The 23,504-nt window shown below is 60.4% G+C and carries 19 protein-coding genes; 4 read left to right on the forward strand and 15 right to left on the reverse strand.

Annotated features, from left to right (window positions below):
• Nucleotides 1-4: 4 nt before the first annotated feature.
• The 7 genes from J0W34_RS14755 to J0W34_RS14785 all read right to left on the reverse strand — a co-directional run bounded on the left by J0W34_RS14755 (nucleotide 5) and on the right by J0W34_RS14785 (nucleotide 7,791).
• Complete coding sequence (locus J0W34_RS14755) at nucleotides 5-838, reverse strand: XrtA system polysaccharide deacetylase (RefSeq protein WP_227817236.1); 834 nt, start codon at nucleotides 836-838, stop codon at nucleotides 5-7.
• Entirely contained in the window at nucleotides 835-1,992 is a 1,158-nt protein-coding gene (wecB, locus tag J0W34_RS14760; RefSeq protein WP_230969295.1) for a non-hydrolyzing UDP-N-acetylglucosamine 2-epimerase, read from the reverse strand. Before wecB ends, J0W34_RS14755 begins: the two co-directional genes overlap by 4 nt.
• Nucleotides 1,989-3,083 (reverse strand): XrtA/PEP-CTERM system-associated ATPase, encoded by a 1,095-nt coding sequence (locus J0W34_RS14765; RefSeq protein ID WP_227817238.1) that lies wholly within the window; start codon nucleotides 3,081-3,083, stop codon nucleotides 1,989-1,991. The genes wecB and J0W34_RS14765 overlap by 4 nt, the downstream gene beginning before the upstream one ends.
• A 3-nt stretch (nucleotides 3,084-3,086) precedes the next feature.
• On the reverse strand, nucleotides 3,087-4,553 hold the full coding sequence (locus tag J0W34_RS14770; protein WP_227817239.1) for a TIGR03016 family PEP-CTERM system-associated outer membrane protein: 1,467 nt from the start codon (nucleotides 4,551-4,553) through the stop codon (nucleotides 3,087-3,089).
• Nucleotides 4,554-4,602: 49 nt separating this feature from the next.
• Complete coding sequence (locus tag J0W34_RS14775) at nucleotides 4,603-5,547, reverse strand: XrtA-associated tyrosine autokinase (RefSeq protein WP_230969296.1); 945 nt, start codon at nucleotides 5,545-5,547, stop codon at nucleotides 4,603-4,605.
• A 9-nt stretch (nucleotides 5,548-5,556) separates the two neighbouring features.
• A complete protein-coding gene (locus J0W34_RS14780; protein ID WP_227817241.1) occupies nucleotides 5,557-7,101 on the reverse strand; it encodes an XrtA system polysaccharide chain length determinant in 1,545 nt (514 codons plus the stop codon).
• A 66-nt stretch (nucleotides 7,102-7,167) separates the two neighbouring features.
• Nucleotides 7,168-7,791: an XrtA/PEP-CTERM system exopolysaccharide export protein gene (locus tag J0W34_RS14785; RefSeq protein ID WP_227817242.1), complete on the reverse strand. Its 624-nt coding sequence runs from the start codon at nucleotides 7,789-7,791 to the stop codon at nucleotides 7,168-7,170.
• A 478-nt stretch (nucleotides 7,792-8,269) separates the two neighbouring features.
• On the opposite strand from J0W34_RS14785, the gene J0W34_RS14790 reads away from it, so the two are divergent.
• Nucleotides 8,270-8,863, forward strand: coding sequence for an N-acyl amino acid synthase FeeM domain-containing protein (locus J0W34_RS14790; RefSeq protein ID WP_227817243.1), 594 nt, complete (start codon nucleotides 8,270-8,272; stop codon nucleotides 8,861-8,863).
• Nucleotides 8,864-8,878: 15 nt separating this feature from the next.
• On the opposite strand, the gene J0W34_RS14795 is transcribed toward J0W34_RS14790, so the two are convergent.
• On the reverse strand, nucleotides 8,879-10,189 hold the full coding sequence (locus tag J0W34_RS14795) for a DUF1302 domain-containing protein (protein WP_227817244.1): 1,311 nt from the start codon (nucleotides 10,187-10,189) through the stop codon (nucleotides 8,879-8,881).
• Between the two features lie 10 nt (nucleotides 10,190-10,199).
• Entirely contained in the window at nucleotides 10,200-10,949 is a 750-nt protein-coding gene (locus tag J0W34_RS14800) for an ABC transporter ATP-binding protein (RefSeq protein ID WP_227817245.1), read from the reverse strand.
• A gap of 43 nt (nucleotides 10,950-10,992) precedes the next feature.
• On the opposite strand from J0W34_RS14800, the gene J0W34_RS14805 reads away from it, so the two are divergent.
• Nucleotides 10,993-11,763, forward strand: coding sequence for an outer membrane lipoprotein-sorting protein (locus J0W34_RS14805; RefSeq protein ID WP_227817246.1), 771 nt, complete (start codon nucleotides 10,993-10,995; stop codon nucleotides 11,761-11,763).
• 71 nt (nucleotides 11,764-11,834) lie between these two features.
• Here the strand turns inward: J0W34_RS14805 and J0W34_RS14810 are convergent, their stop codons facing one another.
• The 4 genes from J0W34_RS14810 to J0W34_RS14825 form a co-directional block, all read right to left on the reverse strand.
• Nucleotides 11,835-12,965 carry a porin gene (locus tag J0W34_RS14810; protein WP_227817247.1) on the reverse strand — a complete coding sequence of 377 codons (1,131 nt, stop codon included), beginning with the start codon at nucleotides 12,963-12,965 and terminating at the stop codon, nucleotides 11,835-11,837.
• A gap of 177 nt (nucleotides 12,966-13,142) precedes the next feature.
• Nucleotides 13,143-14,819 (reverse strand): autotransporter assembly complex protein TamA, encoded by a 1,677-nt coding sequence (locus tag J0W34_RS14815; RefSeq protein WP_230969298.1) that lies wholly within the window; start codon nucleotides 14,817-14,819, stop codon nucleotides 13,143-13,145.
• Nucleotides 14,820-14,911: 92 nt separating this feature from the next.
• Nucleotides 14,912-18,577, reverse strand: a complete 3,666-nt coding sequence (gene putA / locus J0W34_RS14820) for a bifunctional proline dehydrogenase/L-glutamate gamma-semialdehyde dehydrogenase PutA (RefSeq protein WP_331001521.1) — start codon at nucleotides 18,575-18,577, stop codon at nucleotides 14,912-14,914.
• A 151-nt stretch (nucleotides 18,578-18,728) separates the two neighbouring features.
• Entirely contained in the window at nucleotides 18,729-19,730 is a 1,002-nt protein-coding gene (locus J0W34_RS14825; protein ID WP_230969300.1) for a class 1 fructose-bisphosphatase, read from the reverse strand.
• 125 nt (nucleotides 19,731-19,855) lie between these two features.
• Here J0W34_RS14825 and J0W34_RS14830 point away from each other — a divergent pair, with 125 nt between their 5' ends.
• Nucleotides 19,856-21,127, forward strand: coding sequence for a D-amino acid dehydrogenase (locus J0W34_RS14830; protein WP_227817251.1), 1,272 nt, complete (start codon nucleotides 19,856-19,858; stop codon nucleotides 21,125-21,127).
• Here J0W34_RS14830 and J0W34_RS14835 read toward each other — a convergent pair.
• The gene (locus J0W34_RS14835) at nucleotides 21,118-21,600 is read right to left on the reverse strand and encodes a hemerythrin domain-containing protein (RefSeq protein WP_230969301.1); all 483 of its coding nucleotides are present in this window, start codon (nucleotides 21,598-21,600) and stop codon (nucleotides 21,118-21,120) included. The two genes, J0W34_RS14830 and J0W34_RS14835, sit on opposite strands and share 10 nt — an antisense overlap.
• Nucleotides 21,601-21,769: 169 nt before the next feature.
• On the opposite strand from J0W34_RS14835, the gene J0W34_RS14840 reads away from it, so the two are divergent.
• The gene (locus J0W34_RS14840; protein WP_230969302.1) at nucleotides 21,770-22,969 is read left to right on the forward strand and encodes a glycosyltransferase; all 1,200 of its coding nucleotides are present in this window, start codon (nucleotides 21,770-21,772) and stop codon (nucleotides 22,967-22,969) included.
• A 31-nt stretch (nucleotides 22,970-23,000) separates the two neighbouring features.
• On the opposite strand, the gene J0W34_RS14845 is transcribed toward J0W34_RS14840, so the two are convergent.
• Nucleotides 23,001-23,456 (reverse strand): ClpXP protease specificity-enhancing factor, encoded by a 456-nt coding sequence (locus tag J0W34_RS14845; protein ID WP_230969303.1) that lies wholly within the window; start codon nucleotides 23,454-23,456, stop codon nucleotides 23,001-23,003.
• Nucleotides 23,457-23,504 lie beyond the last annotated feature (48 nt).

Consider the following 23,504-nt stretch of genomic DNA (forward strand, 5'->3'; position numbering starts at 1 on the left):
TGAGTCAGGCGGCGTCGAGAAAGACCTGGTCCATGCGGCCCCATGAAAAATCGTTCATGAGCCGGCGCAAACGATCCTCAGTGCGGGACAGATTCACATAGTGACGGAAGCGGGTCTTTGCTGTGGTGCCCTGAACGCGCGGTTGATCGGGATCGACTTCCCACGGGTGGAGATAGAACATGGCCGGCTTGCCGTCTCGCTCGTTGACCTGACGAATCAGCCAGCGGGATGCTGAATACGGCAGAAACCGGAAGTAGCCCCCGCCACCGGCAGGCAGGTTGCGTCCGAGATATCGCACCGTGGAAATCGGCATCTCAACGAGGCCTGAGTCCAATTGGTACGGAAAACGCGGCGCGTCCGGCAGGCCGTAATGGTCGTGTTTGACGGGATAGACGCTGGAGCTGTAGGCGTAACCCGCCTCCGCGATGCAGTCATGAGCCCAGGGGTTCGAGGTGCCGATCGAAAAACTCGGTGCTCGATAACCGCGGACTTCAACACCAGCGATATCCTCGAGCACGGTCTTGGCCAGCGAAATATCGGACAGGAACGCCTCGCGCGTCTGGTCGGTCGCGCGCTGATGCGCGTAGCCGTGGCTCGCGAGTTCATGCCCTTCCATGGCAATCAACCTCACCAGGTGCGGATAACGCTCGCCGATCCAGCCCAGCGTGAAGAAAGTGGCCTTCGCGCCATGCTCATGCAACAGGGAAAGCAGCACGTTCATGTTGCGTTCCACACGACAGGGTATGGCGTCCCAGGTCTTGGGCGGAAAATGCGGCGCCAATGCCGAGACCTGGAAATAGTCCTCGACATCGATGGTCAGGGCATTGACGATACTCATCGGGCTTCAGCCTCTTCCTTGCGCTCAAGCCATTCGTTCAAGTGCGCGGCAATACGCTCTGCGGCACAACCGTCCCAGAGTTCGGGCGCACGGCCACCTTTACCACCCGTTGCCAGCACATCGGCTGCCCCATCCAGAATCGCCTGCGCGCTCACGCCGACCATGGTGTTGGTGCCCTGCTCGACCGTGATCGGCCGCTCGGTATTCTCGCGCATGGTCAGACACGGTACGCCGAGTGCCGTCGTCTCTTCCTGCATGCCGCCAGAGTCCGTCAGCACGATACGGGCGCCAGACATGAGGCCGACCATCTCGAGATAACCCTGCGGTGGCAGCACGATGAAGCCGGGCGAATCGAGGAGGTGTGCAAGGCCGAAGGCCTCGATGTTCTTGCGGGTACGCGGATGCATGGCGAACACCAGCGGCAGATCCTGACTGACCTGGTGAAGCGCACCTATGAGACGAGTGAGGGTTTCAGGCACGTCCACATTCGACGGCCGGTGCATGGTCACGACACCGTAGCCGTTTTCAATGCGCGCCGGATCGTATCCCGCCTCGGCAAGGATCCTGTCGGCCGGCACTGCCTTGCGACGGTTCGCCACCAGCGTGTCGATCATGACATTGCCAACAAAATGCACGCGCTCGGCAGCAATCCCCTCACGCGTCAGGTTGTCCAGTGCGGAGCGCTCCGTCGTGTAGAGCAAATCGGAGATCTGATCGGTCAGCACCCGATTGACCTCTTCAGGCATGCGGCGATCACCGCTACGCAACCCCGATTCCACATGGACAACCGGGATGTGACGTTTTGCTGCCACCAGGGCACACGCCAGGGTCGAATTCACGTCGCCAACCACCAGCACTGCCCGAGCACCGTGCTCGTCAATCACCGGCTCGAAGCGCTTCATCACCTCGGCCGTCTGGACCGCGTGCGAACCGGATCCGACCTCAAGATTGATATCGGGGCGCGGAAGCTCCAGATCGCTGAAAAGACGGTCGTTCATGGCAGCGTCGTAGTGCTGCCCCGTATGCACGAGCAGCGTCGGAATCACCGGGGAGTGATTTGCAAACGCTCTCAGAATCGGCGCCATCTTCATGTAGTTCGGACGCGCACCGACCACGCAGATCACGGGAGCCGTCTTGGCAGGGGTGGAACTCATTGGGAAGCCTTGTCTTTATCCGGGTCTTCGATCGATTGGGTCGTCACGGCACCGTTGAGCATCTGCAGCAATGCAGAAACGGTCTGCTCAAGCTGCCCCAGGCGGAACTCGACACGGCTCGCGTCGAAATTCTCGGCCAGGGTTGCGATCTGCTCCGCCATTCGCGGATCAGACACGAGCTTTGCCAGTTCAGGAAGGGCATTGACCTCGCCCGACGCCCGCTGCGTGGGACGCCCGGCAGAAATCAGGCGCGCCGGACTGGCATTTCTGCCAATACGTTGCTCCTCCTTCATTTCCACCGACACTTCATTCACGTCCTTGGCCGTCAGCGCAAGCTTTTCTCCGAGGAAACCCGCCAGCAGGAGTCGGTCACAAAGCGTGTTGATTCGACGCGGAATGCCACCGGTCGTGCGATAGATGGCTTCGAACGCGTCCGCAGAGAAACTCGGGGAGTCGTGATGCCAGCCGACATGTTTCAGCCGGTGCTCGATGTAAGCCTTCGTCTCCTCGACGTCAAGCGGTCCGAGGTGGTACGACGCGATAACCCGCTGACGAAGCTGCTGCATCTCGGCGCTTTGCATGATGTCGCGGAACTCGGGCTGTCCGATCAGAAAGCTTTGGAGCAAGGCGTGATCTTCGAGCTGGAAGTTGGACAGCATGCGCAGTTCTTCAACAGCGCGCGGCGTAAGGTTCTGCGCTTCGTCTACGACCAGAAGCGCCCGCTTTCCAGCAGCCGTCAGAGAGACCAGGAAGGTCTCGATCGCGAGCAGCAGATCCGCCTTGTCCAGATTCTTGCTGGGCACGCCGAACGCCGCCGCTACCAGCCGGAGGATGTCATCGGCGTCGATCTGCGTACTGACCAGCTGAGCGGCGACCACCTTGGACGAATCGAGCTTCTGCATCAGGCTCCGGACAAGGGTTGTCTTGCCCGCGCCGATCTCACCCGTGATGACGATGAAGCCTTCATTCTGGTGAAGACCGTATTCCAGATAGGCCATCGCGCGCTTGTGTCCGCGGCTTCCAAAGAAAAAAGCCGGATCCGGGTTGAGCTGGAAGGGCTTTCCGGCGAGCTTGTAATACGTTTCGTACATGGCTTAGAACCTGATACCCAGCGTAGCGGTCAGCGTGTTGGTGTCACGGGCGAAGTCGCCCGTACGTTTGGTGTGGGTGTAGGTCAGCCCACCATTGGTTTTGGCACCGAGACGACGCGTCAGCCCGAGGCTGAAACCCGTGTTCTGCTGCTCACGTCCCGCTGATCCACTGCCCTCCGACCGCGTTCTGCTCAACGATGTGTTGAGAGAGGTAAAACCGGAAAGTCGGTGCGCCAGCGAGACAATCATCGATTTGGACTTGATCTGACGGCTGATGGCGAAATCGTCGAGCCCGGACAGAATCAGATCCGTGGACTGATTTTCCGACTCACGCTGGTCATACGATACGGTCAGCGTGTTACGAACACCTGTAATCGACCACCCGGCCCTGAACTGTCGAGTCAGCACCTGAGCATTGGAGACAAAACCGATTTGTCCACTCGCGCCGTCGAGTCCCAGTTGCACCAGCAAGATGCGCGTCAGCGCATCACGTTGGGCTTCGTCTTCGATTCCGGTCAGACTTGAATAGATCAGATCGTAGTAGTAGTCCTCAAGCGACTTCTGTACGACGTTGGTCGAGGACGAAAACGATCGGGAAAAACTGAGATTGAACTGGCTGCGGCGCATGCGGTGCTTGAATCGCACATCGTATCCACGGCCAAAGATGCGCTCTTCGGAAAACGCACTCAGACTGGTTCGAATCGTGGGCACCCAATCAAAGCCGAAGCCATAGGTGTTGTCGGACCTCGTACCACTCGATGCGTAGTCATTCGATTCACGGCCGACCGACGCCCTCAGGGTGAACTGTGGCGTCAATCGATAGGTAGGCCCGATGCGCGCAACTTCACGTGTGACGTCGCGAATATCACCGTCGTACTTGGTCGTCACCCGGTCGTACCCCGCGAACCAGCCCAGCGGCCCGGAGTTTCGGCGATTGTCCAGATTCAGGCTGAGCTGCCCGACGCGCTGTGCAGAAACTGCCTTCGATCCACCACTGTTCCAGGTTGACGAGTACTGCAGGCGCCCATCGGCAAAGTTGCCAAGGTGAAACTGCAGCCGGGGGGCAATCGAGAAGAAGCGGGTTTCGTTGCTGGCGCTGGTATTGAGCGAATCGGATTCCGAGCGGGAGGCAAAGGCCGAACGGTCATTCCTCGAGACGGAACCGCTGGCATCGATGAAGAAAACATCTTCAACGGCTTCGAAATGCCCCTCGCCACGAAAGGCGACAAAAGAAGTGCTTCGCGACGAATCGTTGAAGTACTTGATGTTCTTCAGCGACGCATCCATCGACCCCGTCAGGAAGCCCTGATTTTCCCGCAGGCTGATCCGCGGCGTGACCTCAACAAGGAACTCGCCATCCGAATTCGCCGACGTACTGCGTCCATCCGTGTATGTCGCTTTCGTACTGATCGAGGGTGTGACCACGACCTGCGCCAGAGCCTGGGACATGAGGCAGCATGAGAGGGCCATGAAAGACCATCCGCGAAAAGCACGTGCTGAGCCAATCCCACGCATCTCGCTACGCTTCATTCTCGTATCCGTAGCCGTAACCATAGCCATACCCGTAGTAGCCCGCAGTGCCGCGCTGAGAACACTTGTTCAGCAAAGTCATCTTGATCGGGCACGCGCTGATCATGGCGGCGGCCTGCTTGACTGCAGAATGCGTCGTCCGCTCGGACTCGACCACCAGCACGATCTGGCCCATGTGCGCCGCGAGCGCGCGCGCTTCGGTCGTGACCAGCAGCGGCGGCGAGTCAAAAATGATGATTCGATCCGAATAGCGACGAGCCATTTCGTCCAGCAGACGATTCATGCCGTCACTGGCCAGCACTTCCGTCGCCCGCTGCGTCGTATTTCCAGCAGGCAGAATGGACAGCTTGTCGATGTTTGTCTTCAGAAGAACGTCCGGGAGTGCAATGTCCTTGTTGGTCAGCACATCCATGAGCCCCTTCTCGGGTGGCAAACCCAGGGTTCGCAGTACGGAAGGCTTGGACACGTCAGCATCGACCAGCAACACCGTGTGATCGAGCTCAAGTGCCATGCTGATGGCAAGGTTCAGCGCGGTGAAGCTCTTGCCCTCACCTGGCAATGCGCTGGTGACCATGATCAGATTGCCATCTTCCACACTGACATCACCGTTGCTCACCGCATTCTTCAACAGCGGCCGCTTGACGACACGGTACTCTTCCGCGATCACCGTCCGCGGATGGTCCGGCGTAACAAAGCCGAGGGCATGCAAGCGCTCGAGATCGATCTCGATTTCCCGGCTGGAGACCGATCCCTGCTCGATCGAAGCACCTCGACCAACGGAGGGTTTGACCGTGACGACCGGCTCCGGCGTGCGTTGCACGGGTTCCGGTTTCAACTCAGGCGTTACGGCCTTCACTTCAGGTGACGAGGCTGGCTCCAGGCCCGCCTGCTTGAGCTGATCGAGCCGCTCAACCGCTTTCTCTATGAGGCTCATATCAACTCCTTAACCGTGACCCAGAACAACGATTGCCGCTGTAAGCAAACCGAATGCGCCAACGTATGACCCCAGCGTTCCCAGGAAGGCGAGGTTCAAACGACGCCTTTTACGCAAGCGCCCCGGATCGTCCGTCGCGCTGATTGCGCCCAGCAGCGGAAGTCCGGTGACCTCGCGCAGATCTCGACCGTCGAGGAATGTCGGACGCAACTGGCTCAGCAGGAATGTGACCGCCAATCCGAAACCCAGGGCAGCGAGCCCCGCCAAGGGCATCAGAACCACCCGATTGGGTGCAGAGGGCTTGAGTGGCACGCTGGGAGGATCAATCAGGCGAAATTCCGCCATACCCGAAGACGACTCCAGTTCGACCGACATGTTCGCCGACTCACGTCGTGCGACCAGTGTTTCGTAGTTCCGCTTGTTGACTTCGTAATCGCGGTTCAACTGAGCGAGCTCCGCCTCGATTTTCGGCAACAGTTCGGCCGACTCACGCAACTGTTTTTCGCGGCTGCGATATTCGCCCACACGAGCTCGCAGGGAAGCGACCCTGGCTTCAGATTCGGCCAATGCCAACTTCATCTGCTGGAATACGGGGTTGGCATTCACGTCGCCAAAACCGGCACTCGGCAAGGATGCCCTCGCAGCAACCTCCTCTGCCTTCTGCTTTTCGAGCTGCTCGATCACGCGCCGGGTACCTACGACATCCGGGTGCTGATCCGTATATCGCTGCAACAGGGCATCAAGATTCTGCTGTAGTGCCGTGATGCGAGCATCGATTTCTGGAATCGCCACGTTTCGAGCAGCACCGGCATTGGGCAACAAGACGGGCTCTTCGCCGACGAGTTGACGTTGCAGTGCCTCGCGCGAATTTTCGGCTTCACGCAGTTCCAACTCAGCCTGAGCCAGTTGCGCCGACACTTCAGCAACCTGGGAAACATAATCTTTTCCTCCGGTCATCAGGTGCATGTTCTTGATCTTGAAGTCCTTGAGGCGGCCCTCGGCTTCTTCAAGTCGCTGCTCATAACTGGCAATCTGCTCTTCGATGAAGCGACGGGCCGAGTCCGTATCCTTCCGTTTGTCTCCGAGCCCCGATTCAACAAAGATCGACACCAGGGACTGCACGACCCGTTTGGCACGCTGAGGCTCGGAGTCCTCGAATGACAAGGTGAACAAATTGTCTCGCCCTGCGCCACGGATCTTCAGCGTCTTGGTCAGTCGCGCAATCAAGGCTTCGCGCTCGGCTGCATTCTTGACCGACAAATCGAGATCCGCCATGCGAATCAGCTTCTCAACGTTAGGACGACTGATCAGCGTCCTCGACAGGATGGCAATTTGCTGGTTCGTATTCGGCTGGACGGCAAGCCCTGACATGAGCGGCTTCAGCACGGACTGGGTATCTACATAGATGCGTGCCGTCGACTCGTATCGATCGGGCATCGAATAGATCGCTCCGGCGGCAATGATCCCTACGATCCAGGCTGCCAGCAGGCCCCACCAACGGTAGAGCCACATGCCTTTCAGGTAACCGATCAGCTGTCTGAGAATATCTTCCATGTTACAACTCGAGTATTGCCGCTGAGAACGGCGATGGTGGCATCAGGGCCAGACGTTCGGACAGAATCAGAACCAGCTTTGGGGGATGATCAGCACATCACCGGGGCGCATTTCCGCGTTGGCGGAAACATCACCGTCTTCGAGCAGATCGGAGAGACGAACACTGTATTGCTTGTTGCCCTCGGCCGTGCGCAGGATGGTGGCACGGTTGCCCGCGGCGAACTCGGTAACACCGCCAACAGCGATCATCACGTCAAGCAGGGTCATTTTCTGGCGATACGGGAGAACCTTCGGTTCAGTTGCCTCTCCCACCACGCGGATCTGTTCGCTGTAAGGCCCAACGAAGCTTGTCACGATCACGGTCACAACCGGCTCGCGGATGTACTTCTCCAGCGCCTTTTCGATATCCCGTGCAAGCGTCGTTGCATCCTTGCCCATGGCAGGCAGGTCTTCAACCAGCGGCGTGGTGATCTTCCCATCCGGACGCACCGGGACAGACATGGAGAGTTCGGGGTTTCGCCACACGACGATATTGACCGAATCACCAGGACCGATCACGTAGTTGTACTCGGCGTCCGCCGCCACGGCCGGTGCTGACGGGTACTCCCCAGTGGCACACCCGGTCAGAAAAACAGTGATCGCGGCAACCACTGCACCGACTGCCCTGCACAAACCTACCTTGGCTTTCATCCTCTCATCCTCCCGAATTCATGACTGCCAGCACGCCAACCGTCCAATACCGCTGGAATCCTAACGATGGACGGCACCATCCCATAAGGAACAATTACACAAAATTACAGCCAGTCAAGCGGCTCCAAGCTAAAGTCCGACTCAGCTTTTGGCTTGGAGAACACCCCATGGCCTGAAGAAAAATGACATCCGCTTCAAGACGCCGCGCGGACTATACCGAACCTGCGCAAAAATGAGCACCACATTTCGCACACTGTCAGCACCAACGTGACACGAGCACGATGATGAAGAGCACTCAAAGATGACCGGAGCTTATCACGCCACGTCTCAGTCCAATGTGACCATATGCCGGCCTGTTGCCCATTACATATCAACGCCACCCGCTCGATCGCGTGAGCCCCGTGAGTTCGTTCTTTCACGAAGTGACTTCCAGATCCGCCTGGGCTCCAGCGAGACCGGCAAACGCAGCCGTGTAAGCATGTTGATTCAGCGTATGTATGCCTGGCGCGGGTTGTTGACTGAGGCGCCTGCACGCATTGACGACCACCCCAACCAGATCACGCTGGTCGCGTCTCGATCTTCCGATCTTTTCGGCACGCTGACACTTCGACTTGACGCCGGGAACGGAATCAATGCCGAAGAGCTGTATCCCGAAGCAATCGCGAGCTACCGCAACCAGGGGGCCCGGATTTGCGAGCTGACGCGTCTTGCGATTGACCCTGCGTTCAATTCCAAAGAGGTGCTCGCGTCGATTTTTCACCTCGCGTACATCTACGCGCGTCTGATCCACGGCATGAGCGATCTCTTCATAGAGGTACACCCGCGTCATGTCGCGTTCTACCGCCGAATGCTCGGCTTTGAAGTGGCTGGAGAGGAGCGCATCTGCCCACGAGTGGACGCCCCCGCCGTGCTGCTGCATCTCCGGCTGGACCACGTAGACGCTCAAATCAAGGCGCATGGCGGCACCGGCGGCGCCAGCGGCAAAGGTCTTTACGGACACTTCCTGTGCGAGCAGGAGCAAAACGGCCTGTTGCGACGACTCCGTTCAGAGCTAGCACAACAGGCCGCGTAATTCGGCTTCAGGAGCCTAGAAGCTCCGCCTCACTTCAGCGTAAACCCGGTCCTTGTCGTCGTAGCGGCCGAAAAAGCTCATTTCATCGCCACCAAATACATCCAGCCCGGTCGTCGCCTTCCATTCGGGTGAGACCTGCCAGACCAGCTTCGGTCGAACCATGTAGTCGCTGTGATTGAGCCCGGCCACTACCAGAACTTCGGCCTCAAGATCCGAACGAAGCGTGTGATTGACCAGTAGTGTCACGCCCTGTTCATGCTCGTCCCAGAACATACCGTCGTCGTGATCAAAGAACGTACGCCCAAAATACTGGGCATTGAAGCGCCACTGAGTGCCGACCGGCACGTCGACGCCAATCACGTACTCGGCGGTCCCGGACTCGACCAGTCCGTCCGATGCCAGCGGATCGTCGGAATTGAACTTCCTGCCGTGGGTATGAACCGCCTCTCCCTTGAGCACAAACTGTCCGAAATCCTTCGAGAACGTGGCGCCGATCTGTCGAATGCGTTCATGCTTTGGCGTGAACGTCAGCGGGCTTACGGAAGACCGGTAGAACGTTTGCTGGACATCAGTGCTGCGGTAATAGAATCCGGAAAAATCCCAGCCATTGACGAGAGCCGAGGCACGCAAGCCCCAGTTCATGTTGCCCAGACGGTTGGTCGGTTTTTCCTCGCCGTTGATACGCACCCCGTCCGCAACTGGAAACGGGTAGAACTCCGCGCCGGGACGGCCAATGTCGTCGTAACTCGGGAACGGAATCCAGAGCCCCTCAAGATGGAAATCCTCACCAAAATGTTCCGCACGAACCGCCCACTGAGGCGTGCGCATCTGATCGAACTCTGGAAGGATGAACTCACGCAAATCACGGGCTGACACAACGTCCGCAAAGAACAGCCCGACCATCTCGCCCCACACCACGTGCTGCCGCCCAACACGATAGTCGAGCCCACCTGCGGCGAAGTCGACATACGCCTCCCGGATCATGGCATCGAGACGTTGATCTCGCCTGACCGCCGATGGATAGATATCGTCTTCAAGATCGGGGGCCGCATCCACATCAAGCCGTCCGCTCACTTTCCATTTTGCGGCGTCGCCTAGCCGACCCGACGCACCGAGATTGGTGCGAGCGCGCAACTTGGACCAGTGCTCTGGATCTTCATAAGCCCGAGCCGCAGAGAACTCGACAAAGCCAAAGTAGGAAGCACCCTCCTGAGCCGCTGGTTTCGCTACGTCGAGCAGACCATCCAGATCACCCATCTCATCAGCCCAGCTGACCTGCATCGCACAAGCCGCCACAAAGCCAAGCCAGATTTGCTTGAATCGCATTCACATCTCCTCAGATTTCCGGATCGACTTCGTCCTGATCGCGGCGATCCTGAACGAACACCCAACCGTCTTCTTTTCTCATGCCCAGCGCCTTGATATCGCCATCTTCGATCCGCACGAGACGATCGGCCATGTTCATGACGCGACGGTCGTGCGTCGAAAAGACGAAGGTCGTCCCGGACTCACGATTGATTTTTTTCATCAGGCGAAGAATGTTTTCGCCCGTTTTCCTGTCCAGGTTCGCCGTCGGCTCATCGGCCAGGACAATTTTCGAGTGTGTCGCCAGCGCCCGGGCAATCGCCACCCGCTGGCGTTGCCCCCCTGACAGCTGATTCGGTCGATGCGTTGCGTATCGACGCAACCCGACCATGGACAGATATTGCTTGACCCGCTTTTGCCTCTCCGCTTTGGAGAGTTCGGGCATCTGAAGCAGGGGGTATTCTACGTTTTCCTCGGCAGACAGAACGGGCAAGAGATTGAACGTTTGAAAAATGAAACCGATCGTTCTTGCCCGCAGATCGGCCAACTCATCCGGGGTACGGCCGGAGACATCACTCCCGTTGATCAGCACCCGACCGGCCGATGGTGTGTCAATACAACCGATGATGTTCAATAGCGTAGACTTCCCGCTACCAGAAGGTCCGGCAATGGCCAGGAACACACCATCCTCGATGGAGAGGGTGACATCATGGAGTGCCGTCACCTGTTGTTCACCAAGCATGTACTGCTTGGATACGTTTTCAACCTGAACTATCGCCATTTTTTGCCGATTAAGCTTCAAGAATCAAAGAAGGATAGCATTCATGACAGAGCAATTATGTGGCTTCGGGCAGTTTTTTCGCGCAACCTCGCTGAGCCTGAGTCTATTCACGGCATTTGGCGCTCATGCTGAAACTCAACCCGACGCGGCAGCGATTGTGGCTGCCGCGGATGCCGCTCGATTTCCCCAGGAAAGCTTTCAGGTGGACATCGACATTGTCAGCACGACAGCCGAAAACCCCGAAGGTGAAAAATACCGGTATCGAGTTCTCTCCAAAGGCAATGACGACACAGTTGTCCTCACCATGGAACCGGTCAGTGAGCGCGGACAGATTCTGCTGATGAGTGGCAGAAATCTCTGGGTTTTCCTTCCCTCGGTCTCCCAGCCGGTTCGACTTTCCCTAGCGCAGCGGCTCACCGGTCAGGTTGCCAACGGCGATCTGGCCCGCGCCAATTTTCAGGGAGACTACACGCCAACCTACGTTGGCCTGGAAACGATCGACGGCGAAGAGGCCCACGTGCTTGATCTGAACGCGGTGGACGGAGGCGTCACCTATGCGCGCGTCAAATACTGGGTCCGTGTGAGCGACAACCGGCCGTTGAAAGCCGAGTTCTACGCGGTCTCGGGACGTCTGCTCAAAACCTGCAGCTATGAAGAAATCAAGGAACTGGCGGGCGTACCGCGCCCCACACGCCTGGTCATGCGAGATGCGCTCAAACAAGGCAGCGTTTCCGTGCTGACATACAGCGCCATGAATCCACGCCCGTTGCCTGACAAGCTCTTCACCAAGGAATATCTCAAGAAACTCAATTGAGCACTGATCAGCCCCAATAGAAAACGGCCACCCGAAGGTGGCCGTTTTCAGTTCAGATCGTTCGAGAACGATTAGAACTTGTGGGCGATACCCAGATCGAAACCACGCGTACCGTAGCCAGCACCCTGGCTGTTGGCAGCCGGGCTCAGCTCGTAGCCAGCATCGCTGTCGTTGCTGATGCTGCCGTAGGAAGCGTAGAAATTGGTGCGCTTGGACAGCAGGTAGTCCATGCCAATACCCCACTTCTTGGCATCGCACTTCTGACCGGGAACACACTGAGAGAAGATCGTGCCGGAGCCACCATCTTCTTTCTGCTTGGTCTTGCCATACACAGCTTTCAACACGATGTTGCTACCGATCGGAGCCTTGGCGCCGATAAGCCATGTGCGGATGTCATCAATATCATCGCCAGCCTGGTCTTGACCTTTCAGGATGTCATACAGGGCAGACAGCTTGACCACGCCGAAGTCGTAGGATGCGCCGAGGGTCATCACGACAGCTTCCAGATCGGTACTCTGCTGATAAACCTTTTCCCAGTCGATATCGGCCTTGATCGGGCCGTTAGCGTACTTCAGGTTCAGGGTGTTCAGGCGCCAGTCGCCATCGATCGCGGTCGGACGGTTGCCAGCGGCTTCGTCTGTGTTCGTAGCGGTGGAGTAAGCAACCACACCGGTAAAGCCGCCGAAGGTCGGGGAAACATAGGCGATAGCGTTGTTGGCACGATCAACCTGAGCGGTCATCTGGGTGAAGTTACCCACGTTACCGCCGCCGAACGGATCGTAGGTGTTGTAGATGCCGTAACGAACGCCGTCCAGACGACCACCGATCACGGTACCGAAGTCACCGGTCAGGCCGATCCAGGCGTGACGGTTAGTGCCCAGACCACCGTTGGTGTCCATGCTGATGGAACCGAACTCGAGTTCGAAGATGGCCTTCAGACCGTTACCCAGATCTTCAGCGCCCTTGAAACCCAGGCGGGAACCGCCCTGGATGCCGGATTCCATCTCGGATTTACCCTGGCGCTTCGCACCCTTGGAAACGAACGCACCAGTGTTATCACGGGTGAAACCAGCACCGCCGTCATCGCCAGAACGGTTCATGAAACCGTAGTCGATACGACCGTAGATGGTGACGTTGGACTGAGCAAAAGCCGGGGCGGCCATCAGGCCGGCAACGGCCAGAGCAATCAGTTTCTTCTGCATGGATTTCTCCTGTTTTTTCGAAGTAGGGACCGTTTGATTGGCCCGCTCGACCTCTCGAATTGAGAAGGTTGTTGCAATGATGCAAATCCACGCAGGGGCAAGCAAGCGAAAACAGAGGGTTTTACTTTGGGCCGGACCAGCCGTGTTGCTTTTGTGCAACAGCCGAGGCATCAGGCATCAGAAAGCGACGGCAATGGAGAAATGGAGGCGCACCCGGCGCTCTTCTTCTCCGTACCCGAGGTCCAGCGCGATCGGGCCGGCCGGGCTGCGCCAGCGCGCGCCGACGCCATAGCCGTTGTAGAGACGGAACGATTCGCGATCGTCCATGGCGTTGCCCGCGTCCCAGAACAGGGCGGCGCCCCAGTTGTTCTCCCACCAGCGGGTGTATTCGCCGCTGAGCAGCGCCATGTAACGCCCCCCGACCGTCGCGTCCCCTTCGGTGACACCCAGACTGTTGTACTGGTACCCGCGAACACTCTGTGCGCCCCCGGTGCGAAACAGGAAATCCTGCGGGATCCCTTCTCGACTGGGGGCCAGCGTGGCACCGCCTTCAGCGCGCAGCAAAAGAACATCACGATCGCCCACGGGCCGGTACCAGGCGGCCCGACCGAACAGACGCAGGAAGTTCTGATCCGAGAAGGCGGCTTTTGCGCCACCGCCAATCTGCGTCGACACCACGAAACCGTCCCGGGGGTTGAACAGATCGTCGATCTGACGCCACGTCCACGTCCAATTGACCGTCAGCGCTTTGTTTCGCTCGCGCTCCGCGCCATCAGGTGAGTAGATCTCGCGCTGGAGCTTGAACGCAAGGTGAGTTTCAATGTTGCCGCGTTGCACCTTGCGGGCGACACCGACGGCCGCGTTCTGGATGGTCAGCCCCTGAGAGCGGCTGCGTTCGATCTGCCCACCGAAACTGTCCTGATGCCCTTCGCGTGACGGCGGCAGGTAGACGTCCGAGAAAAATAGCTGATGCTTCTGTTCGAGCTGAATGCCCGTGCTCAGTTGCCACCCGCGACCGAGAAAGTCGGCATCCCGGTAACCCACCTGAGCACGGTAGCCATTGTTGCTGCTGACGCCCGCACCGAAGGTGAGCTTCTTGGGCTTGCCTTCCACGAGCACCACATCGATCGGCGCGCGTTCGGTAGGCCCATCCGTCGGCATATCCACGACAACCGAGGCGAAGTATGGCGTTGCCTGCAGCGCACGCTGAAGTTCGAGCAATCGAGGACGGTCGTACGGGTCGCCAGGCTCGATATCGTTGAATCGGCGGACCAGTTTCTCGTCATATTCCTCCAGACCATCAATGCGCAATGCACCCATGGTGTAGGCGGGGCCGGAATCGACAACCACACTTAATGTCGCCTGCCGCGTTTCAGGATTGACCCGAGCCTCGGTTTTGGCGAAACGCACTGCGGGAAAGTCTTTTTCGCCCACTTGTTCAAGCAACCACGCCTTTGCCGCATCCCAGTCGGCCTGGCGGAAAGGCTGGCCGGCCTTGTACGGCCATTCCGCTTCGATACGCCGTCGTCGTTCGGCGTACGGTTCTTCACTGATGGTGCCTTCAAAGCTCACAGCCACCGATTCAATCCTCGTGCGCGGCCCGGCATCGATCTTCAGCTGAATCGGCAACCCCTGCCCTGCCCGCGTCACCGTGGGTGAAAAGTAGCCTTCGGTGGCAAGCAAATCGATGATTTCGCCCCGAGCGCGCTGGACGATGGCCTGTTGCTCTCGAGGAGACGGGGATTCGGCGACCATGCCGTCACGCAGCACGCTGAGGTGCTTTTCAATCAACGGACGCAGCGCCTGATCCACATCGAGCGTCACGGGCGACTGAGCGAACAGCGGTTGGGACAAAAAACAGGCGCCGAGGCACAGCCAGCGGCGCACGCAAGGCGCAATCGAGATCATGGAAGCGATTGTAGGCAATTCCTGTTTCGAGTTAGGGCTCAATCGCCCATAGACATGAGGCTTGCGTTGACGCCAGCCGCGGTCGTATTGACCGTGACGGTGCGCTCGACCACCAGCCGCATCAGGTCGTAATGTGGCGATGGCGTGACAAGGGGCACAAGACCGCCCTTGCCCTCTGCAAGCTGCCGACGCATGGCATCAGCCGTCGCCACGGCGCCGTCGAACAACACAAGCTCGGGGGCGGCCTCGAGTACGTTCGGCACCCACACAAGACGTTGCGTCACTTGAGCCGGCGCCTGGGCAAACAGTGACCGCGCCATTGGGACATCGTTGAGCAAGAGACGGTTCCCGGTCGCCAGCGCTGCGGCAAGCTGATGCAGCACCCCCCGGGCGCACTCACTCACGCCGGCCACTCGGCGACGCGGCACCACTTTCCAGCAATTTTGCTCTCCCGTCGGGCCAGTGAGCATCCATTCGAGCCCGACCGGCGACTGGCTGGCGTAGCGAGCGGCGATGCCGATCAGCGCGCTTCGCACGCCGTCGGAAAGCCCGGGTACGTCTCCGTCCGACAGCCATGATTCGAACACGTCAAGCAACGGGTTGCCGACAGGTTCTGCCGAATTCAGCGGTGGTGCAGCATGGCGCGTGAGTCGACTCAGATAGAAAGGGCCTCCCGCCTTCGGGCCGGTCCCGGAGCACCCCTCGCCACCGAAAGGCTGCACGCCCACGACAGCGCCGATCATGTTGCGGTTCACGTAGATGTTGCCGGCGCGTGCTTCTTTGACCACGGCGTGAATGCGGGCATCGATGCGCGAGTAAATTCCCAGGGTCAGTCCATAGCCCGTCGCGTTGATCTTCGCCACCAGCGCGGCGAGTTCACTCGCCTTGTAGCGAAGCACGTGCAATACCGGGCCAAACACTTCACCATCGAGCCGCTCAAGCGAGTCGATCTCGATGAGGGTGGGCGACATGAAGTGCCCTTGGTGCAGCGCCTCTGAGAGCGGCGGCGCTTCAACCGGCATCCCGACAGCGCGCATCCCGGCCACATGAGACTGGAGCCGCACCAGGGCACCGGCGTCGATGACCGGCCCGATGTCGGTACGCACATCGGCCGGGTCACCGACACGCAGTTGGCGAACCGCACCGCGCAACATGTCCAGCATGGCGTCGGCGACGTCTTCCTGAAGACACAGTACGCGCAAGGCAGAGCAGCGCTGTCCGGCCGAGTCGAACGCCGAGCTCATCACATCGGCGATCACCTGCTCGGGCAGGGCGGACGAGTCGACGATCATGGCATTCTGCCCCCCTGTCTCGGCCACCAGCGGGATATCGCCTCCCCGAGCGGCGAGCGCCCGAGCAATCTGGCGCGCCGTGGCGGTCAAACCGGTAAAGATCACGCCTTTCACACGCTCGTCAGCCACCAGCGCCGCACCGACCCGCCGACCCGGTCCGGGAAGGCACTGCAGAACCGATGTCGGCACGCCAACCGCATGAAACAGGCCGACGGCACGGGCCGCGATCAGTGGCGTCTGCCCGGCTGGCTTGGCGATGACCGGATTGCCGGCAACCAGGGCGGCGGCCACCTGCCCGACAAATATCGCCAGGGGAAAATTCCACGGGCTGATGCAGACCACTGGACCCAACGGCCGTGTCTCGGCCGCCACGTGCGTCTGTCGGGCCTGGGCCGCGTAGTATCGACAGAAATCCACGGCCTCGCGCACCTCACCATGCGCGTTGCCCCAGGTCTTGCCCGCCTCGCGCACGGCGAGGGCCATGAACGGAAAAGGGTCACTCTCCAGGGCGTCAGCCATGCGATCGAGCAGATCGGCACGGGCCGAGACAGGCGTGAACGCCCAGCCCTCTGCCGCGCGCATGGCAATACAGAGCGCCTGTTCGACGGCACTGGAATCGGCAACGACGACATTTCCGACAATGTCCTGAGTATCTGCAGGATTTCGCACTGCCTCTGTCGATGAATGTGATGGGCACACTCCATCGACCATGGGAGCCACGGTCGGCATCTGGCCGTAGCTGTCCTGCAACGCGATACCGAAGGCCTCTCTCACCGGTTCGCTGGCCAGATCGAGTCCGAGACTGTTGCGACGCTGCTCACCGAAGAGCGAGGCCGGAGGTGGAATATTCGGATTCGACCCGTCGCCTGCGATCACGGCCGAGACGACCGGGTCGCTGATGAGGGCATCGACCGGAATGCGTTCGTCAACGATGCGATTGACGAAGCTCGAATTGGCCCCGTTCTCCAGCAGGCGTCTGACCAGATACGGCAACAGGGAGCGATGGTCCCCAATCGGCGCGTAGATCCGCACCTGGCGATCCAGTTGATCGGGGCCGACGACCTGGTCGTACAGGGACTCGCCCATGCCGAACAGGCACTGGAATTCGAAGTCCTCCGCCGTGGCTTGACCGCCAGCCATCTGCATGATGGCGGCCACGGAGTAGGCATTGTGCGTTGCAAACTGGGGATAGACCAGGTCGCGCGCTTCAAGCAGCTTGCGCGCACACGCAAGATACGAGACGTCGGTAAATACCTTGCGTGTGAATACCGGGTAGTCGCTGGCACCGGCCACCTGGGCATGCTTGATTTCGCTGTCCCAGTAGGCGCCCTTCACCAGGCGGACCATCAGCCGGTGACCGCTTCGCCGCGCGAGCCCGACGAGAAAGTCCAGCACATAAGGTGCCCGCTTCTGGTAGGCCTGCACCACGAAACCAAGCCCGTCCCAGCCGGCGAACACCGGATCCATGGCCAAGGCTTCGAACAGATCGAGCGACAGGTCGAGCCGGTCCGCTTCTTCTGCATCGATATTCACACCCAGCCCGTGCGCCCTGGCCTGCACCAACAGCGCCCGGACCCGGGGCAGCAGCTCCGCCATGACACGATCGCGCTGCGACCATTCGTAGCGCGGGTGAAGTGCCGAGAGCTTGATGGAAATGCCGTGACCTTCGATCACGCTCCGCCCCGCGTTGGCCTTGCCGATTACTTCGATGGCATCGCGATACCGCGCGTCATAGCAGTCGGCATCCGCCATGGTCATCGCCGCTTCGCCCAGCATGTCGAACGAATACCGATAGCCTTTGGCCTCGCCGGCGGGTGCAGCCAAGAGCGCCGCGTCGATGTCCTCGGCCATGACGAACTGCTCACCGAGCAGGTGCATGGCCATATCCATCCCTCGCCGGATCAGCGGCTCCCCGCCTTGCTGAACGAGCCGCCCCACGGCCGCTGCCAGCCCCGTCGCTTCGTGCGGCCTCACGACCCTGCCCGTCAGCAGCAATCCCCAGGCCGCTGCATTGACGAACATGGACGGGCTGTGCCCCAGATGCGCAGCCCAATCCTTTTCCGCCAGCTTGTCCCGAATGAGCTGATCCGCCGTTTCACGATCAGGAATACGCAACAGGGACTCGGCCAGGCACATGAGGGCAACCCCCTCCTGGCTGGAGAGCGAAAACTCCTTCATGAGTGTATCCACCCCCGGAGCACGCATGCGTTTCTCGCGAATGCCGGACACCAGCGCCCGGGCCAGCGATCGGGCCTGGCCTGCCTGCTCGTCGGTCAGGCGCGCCGCGAGCAGCAGCGGCGGCAGGCATTCGGCCTCCGGCAACCGCCAGGCCGCATCGATGGCACGTCGCAGCGGGCCACGGGGCCCTTCCGGCAGCGCCGCCGCGTCCCGAGCCATGGGCGTTGGCATCATGAGCATCTCCTCGCCCGGACACCAGGGTGCCCGGAGAATGACGGTGTTCGATCCATGTGACCGGCCCGGCCCGGCTTTCGTTCGCTCGGGCCGGGCAAACAAAAGCCGCCCGGTGGGCGGCTCGTCTTATGGTTCCGGCGAATCCGTTGTCTCAGGCGTCATTGTGATAGCCGGTGACGCGCTCGACCTCGTTCCTGGAGCCCATGATCACCGGAACGCGCTGATGCAGCTTTTCGGGTTTGAGCCCCATAATGCGCTCGCGTCCCGTAGTTGCCGCGCCGCCCGCCTGCTCCATGAGCATTGCCATGGGGTTGGCTTCATACATGAGGCGCAATTTGCCCCCCTTCGAGCGGGACTTCTCGTCCATCGGGTACATGAACACACCGCCACGCGTGAGGATGCGATGTACATCCGCCACCATGGAGGCAACCCAGCGCATGTTGAAGTCCTTCCCGCGCACGCCGGTCTTGCCCTCTTGCAGTTCGGCCACATAGCGCTGAACCGGGGCCTCCCAATGTCGCGCATTGGAACTGTTGATGGCGTATTCCTGGGTATCCTCGGGCACTTTCATGTCCGCGTGCGTGTAGATGAAACTGCCCATCTCGCGGTCCAGGGTAAAGCCGTGGACGCCACGGCCGACGGTCAGCACCAGCTGGGTCGACGGGCCATATACGGCGTAGCCGGCAGCCACCTGATCGTCGCCCGGCTGCAGAAAGGAGGCCTCGGTCGGCGTCTGGCAATCGCCCGGGCAACGCAAAACCGAGAAAATGGTACCCACCGACACATTGACGTCGATGTTGGACGAACCGTCGAGCGGATCGAAGAGCAGCAGATAGCCACCTTTGGGGTAATCGCGCGGAATGGCCTGAATGGTTTCGACTTCTTCCGAGGCCATGGCTGCCAGGTGCCCACCCCACTCATTCGCCTGAATGAGAATGTCATTGGCGATCACGTCGAGCTTCTTCTGGGCCTCACCCTGAATGTTGTCGGAACCGGCTTCACCAAGCACGCCGGCCAGCGCGCCCTTGGAGACATTCACACTGATGGCTTTCACGGCGCGAGCCACCACCTCGATCAACAGGCGCAAGTCAGCCGTCATGTCGCCGGCTCGCTGCTGCTCGATCAAAAACTGGGTCAGCGTCTTTCTCTGCATGGGGGTTGAACTCCAGGAGATTGAAAATTCTCTGTCAGGCGGGATTATCCCGTTTTCCGCAGCTGACTGCACGTTGGCGGTATGATCTTGGCTCCGTTTCCAGCCCCCTGATCTGACGCTCATCCATGCACGTGCTTGTGCTCGGCGCCGGCCTTGCCGGCGTCACCTCCGCCTGGTATCTGAAAAAAGCCGGTCTCGACGTCACCGTGGTGGACCGCCAGAGCGCGCCGGCCATGGAAACGAGCTTCGCCAATGGCGGCCAGATTTCAGTCAGCCATCCGGAGCCCTGGGCCAATCCTGGCGCACCTCTGACGGTCTTGCGCTGGCTGGGACGCGATGACGCGCCACTCAGATTCCGCCCGCGTGCCGATTGGCACCAGTGGCGATGGGCCGCCAGCTTTCTGCGTGAGTGTCTCCCCTGGCGCACGCACGCGAACACCCGCGCCATTGCCGAGCTCGCGCGCTACAGCCGCCAACGCCTGACTGAATTACGTGCCGAGACCGGGTTGCAGTACACCCATTCCGAGCGCGGCATCCTGCATGTGTTCTTCAATGCGCGAGAGGCCGGGCTGATTCCGGAGCGCGTCCGGACACTCGCGGCACATCACATCGGAGCGCAAGCCTGCGATGCCAACCGGTGCATCGAGATTGAACCGGCGCTTGCCCACATGAAGACGCCGCCACTGGGCGGCATCTACGCACCTGACGATGAGTCGGGCGACGCGCACGACTTCATCAACGCGCTCACCACGCGCCTCAGACAAGATGGGGTGCGTTTCATCTTCGACACGCGCATTGACGGGCTCGACCATACTGGCGGGCTGATCGACGGCGTGCGGGTCACCCATCAGGACGGTCGGAAGGCGCGCCTTGAGGCCAACAGCTACGTCCTGTGCCTGGGCAGCTACAGTCCGCTGCTGGTCGCGCCCCTGGGGGAGCGGCTGCCCATCTACCCGGTCAAGGGATATTCCATCAGCGTGCCTGTTGCTGACGCCTCACGCGCGCCCACCGTCAGCCTTACCGACGAGGCACGCCGGATCGTGTGCTCCCGGCTGGGTGACACCTTGCGTGTGGCCGGAACCGCCGAGCTCAATGGTTATGATCTCGATCTGGACGACAAGCGCGTCGCCTCACTCAAGGCCTGGGTCGCACGCAGCTTTCCGGGCGCGACCGATCTGGAACACGCGACGCCGTGGTGCGGTCTTCGGCCGACAACGCCCAGCAACATGCCGCTGATCGGCAAGAGCGGCCTGCTCAACCTCTACTACAACACAGGCCATGGCACCCTCGGGTGGACCATGGCCTGTGGTTCGTCCGCTGCACTGGCGGACCTGATGTCAGGACAGCGGCCGGAACCCGATTTCCCGTTTCTCGGCCGTCGCTTCGATCAGGACTGAGCTTCCGCCTCGGCGGGCGCAACGGCATCAGCCGTCGAGCAACTCACACCAGAGAGCAATTCGGGTTTGCCGATCGTGTTGGTGTCGGTATCGAAGCCGATGGTCTCGAGGTGGAACGCGAGCGCCGCATCCATCCCGGTGGCGTGATTCTCGAACCACGGCGGCAACTCCTCGACCAGACGGCGACCCAACGCCAGGTCACCCAGTTCCACCCGCTTGCGGATGTCAGTCATCACAGCCAGCACACGGTCGTGCTCCGCCTTGTGGCATCCGGGAAAGTTCACCGCTGCCATCCACTCGTTCTCCTGATCGAAGTGCGCAACGCAATGCGCCATGAAGTCGTCAAGGCGAGCAAGGAAGCTGGCCTCGTCAGCCGCTGCCAGGGCGTTGTAGGTGGCAATGAACTCCTGATGCGTGGCATCCATCGGCGCCAGGCCCAGTTCAAGATTCTCGTTCCATTCCATCGGATTCATAGCGGACTCCCAAACCACTCAAGCGACACCATCGTCGTCTTATTCGAGGCCGAAGGATAAGCGAAAGCCGCATGCTTTGGCGTGATTCAGGTCAATTGCCCGACGGGCGCTGCAAACAAACGGTCATGCACACCGGATAGATTGTCGGCATTACACCCGGAGATCGCCCATGAACGTGTTGATGCTGTCTGATGTCTTCTTCCCCCGAATCAACGGCGTCAGCACCTCGATCGACACCTTTCGTCGCAGCCTGCCCGAATTCGGCGTTGATTCGACCCTCATCGCACCGGCCTACCCGGCCAGCTGGCAGGACGACGAACGCACCCTGCGCATTCCCTCGCGCTATCTGCCGCTCGATCCGGAAGACCGCATCATGCAGCGGGGCCAGATCCGCAAGTTGCTGCCCCAACTGCGCGCGCTGGCCCCGGACGTCGTGCACATCCAGACCCCGTTCGTGGCCCACTACGCCGGGCTGGAGCTTGCTCAAGCGCTGGGGGTCCCCTGCGTTGCGACCTATCACACCTTCTTCGAAGAATACCTCTACCACTACGTGCCCTTCGCGCCCCGCGCCTGGATGAAAGCCGCGGCCCGCCGATTTTCGCGTACCCAGTGCAACGATCTGGATGCGATCATCGTGCCGTCCACGGCGATGCGAAATGCCCTGGAGCACTATGGTGTGACCAAGCCCATGCACATCCTCCCCACCGGCATCCCGTGCAGCGGTTTTCATGGCGGTGACGGGGCGTACTTTCGCGAGCGCTACGGCATCCCGATGGAACGCAAGGTCCTGCTGTTTGTGGGCCGGGTGGCGCACGAGAAAAACATCGGCCTGCTCATCGACATGATGAACACCTTGCGCCAACGCCATCCGGACACCGTCCTGGTGGTCACCGGAGAGGGGCCGGCCCTGTCCAGCCTGCGCGAGCGCTGCCGACGTCTGGGGCTGGAGGAATACGTCCGCTTCCTGGGGTATCTGGACCGCAGCCAGGCCCTGCATGATTGCTACCGGGCAGCGGACCTGTTCGTTTTCGCCTCGCGAACGGAAACGCAAGGCTTGGTGCTGCTCGAATCGATGGCACTTGGCACGCCCGTGGTCGCGGTGGCCGAAATGGGCACCCGGGACATTCTCGGCCCCGAGAAAGGCTGCCGGATCGCCCCATGCGATCCGGCTGGTTTCGCCGAGATCGTTGACGGCGTGCTGAATGACCCCGCCCTGCGCACCCGGCTGGCGCAGGAGGCCCACGACTACGCGCGCACCTGGTCAGCACAAGCCATGGCCGCGCGCATGGCAAAGATCTACCAGGAACTGGCTGGCGTCGATGCCGGCAAAGGCCCCGTGGCCCAGCGAACACTTCGCCCCGCAGCATGAAGAAAGCCCCGCTGGGCGGGGCTTTCTTCAGTTACTTGACAACCTTGAGGTGGTTTCGACCGCCACCCGTGGGTGGGGGCGAATCTTCCGGCGGGTGGTCCGGCGCCGACACGTCGACCAGCTCGATTTCCTCTTCGACGACCTCGTCATCCGCATCCATCCCGGATGCCTCCTCGGCCTCGACCTCAAATGCCATCCCGTGGCCATTTTCGCGCGCATAGATCGCGATCACGTTGCCCACGGGCACCCGAAGCATGTGTGCCACACCACCGAAACGGGCCTGAAACTCGATCAGATCGTTGCCCATGTCGAGTTGATGCGTGGCATCGGGGCTGAGATTGAGCACGATCTGCCCATCCTTGGCCGTTCCCGGCGGCACGCGCGTGTTCTCGTCCACCATGGCGGCGAGATACGGAGTGAAGCCTTGATCCACGCACCATTCGTAAATGGCACGAATCAGGTAGGGCTTGGTGGACACTGCAGACATGAGCACCTCTTGGTTCGACGGCCGGCCACAAGGGCCGGCCAGGACAGC

The sequence above is a fragment of the Nitrogeniibacter aestuarii genome, from assembly GCF_017309585.1.
GTDB classification, from domain to species: Bacteria; Pseudomonadota; Gammaproteobacteria; order Burkholderiales; family Rhodocyclaceae; genus Nitrogeniibacter; species Nitrogeniibacter aestuarii.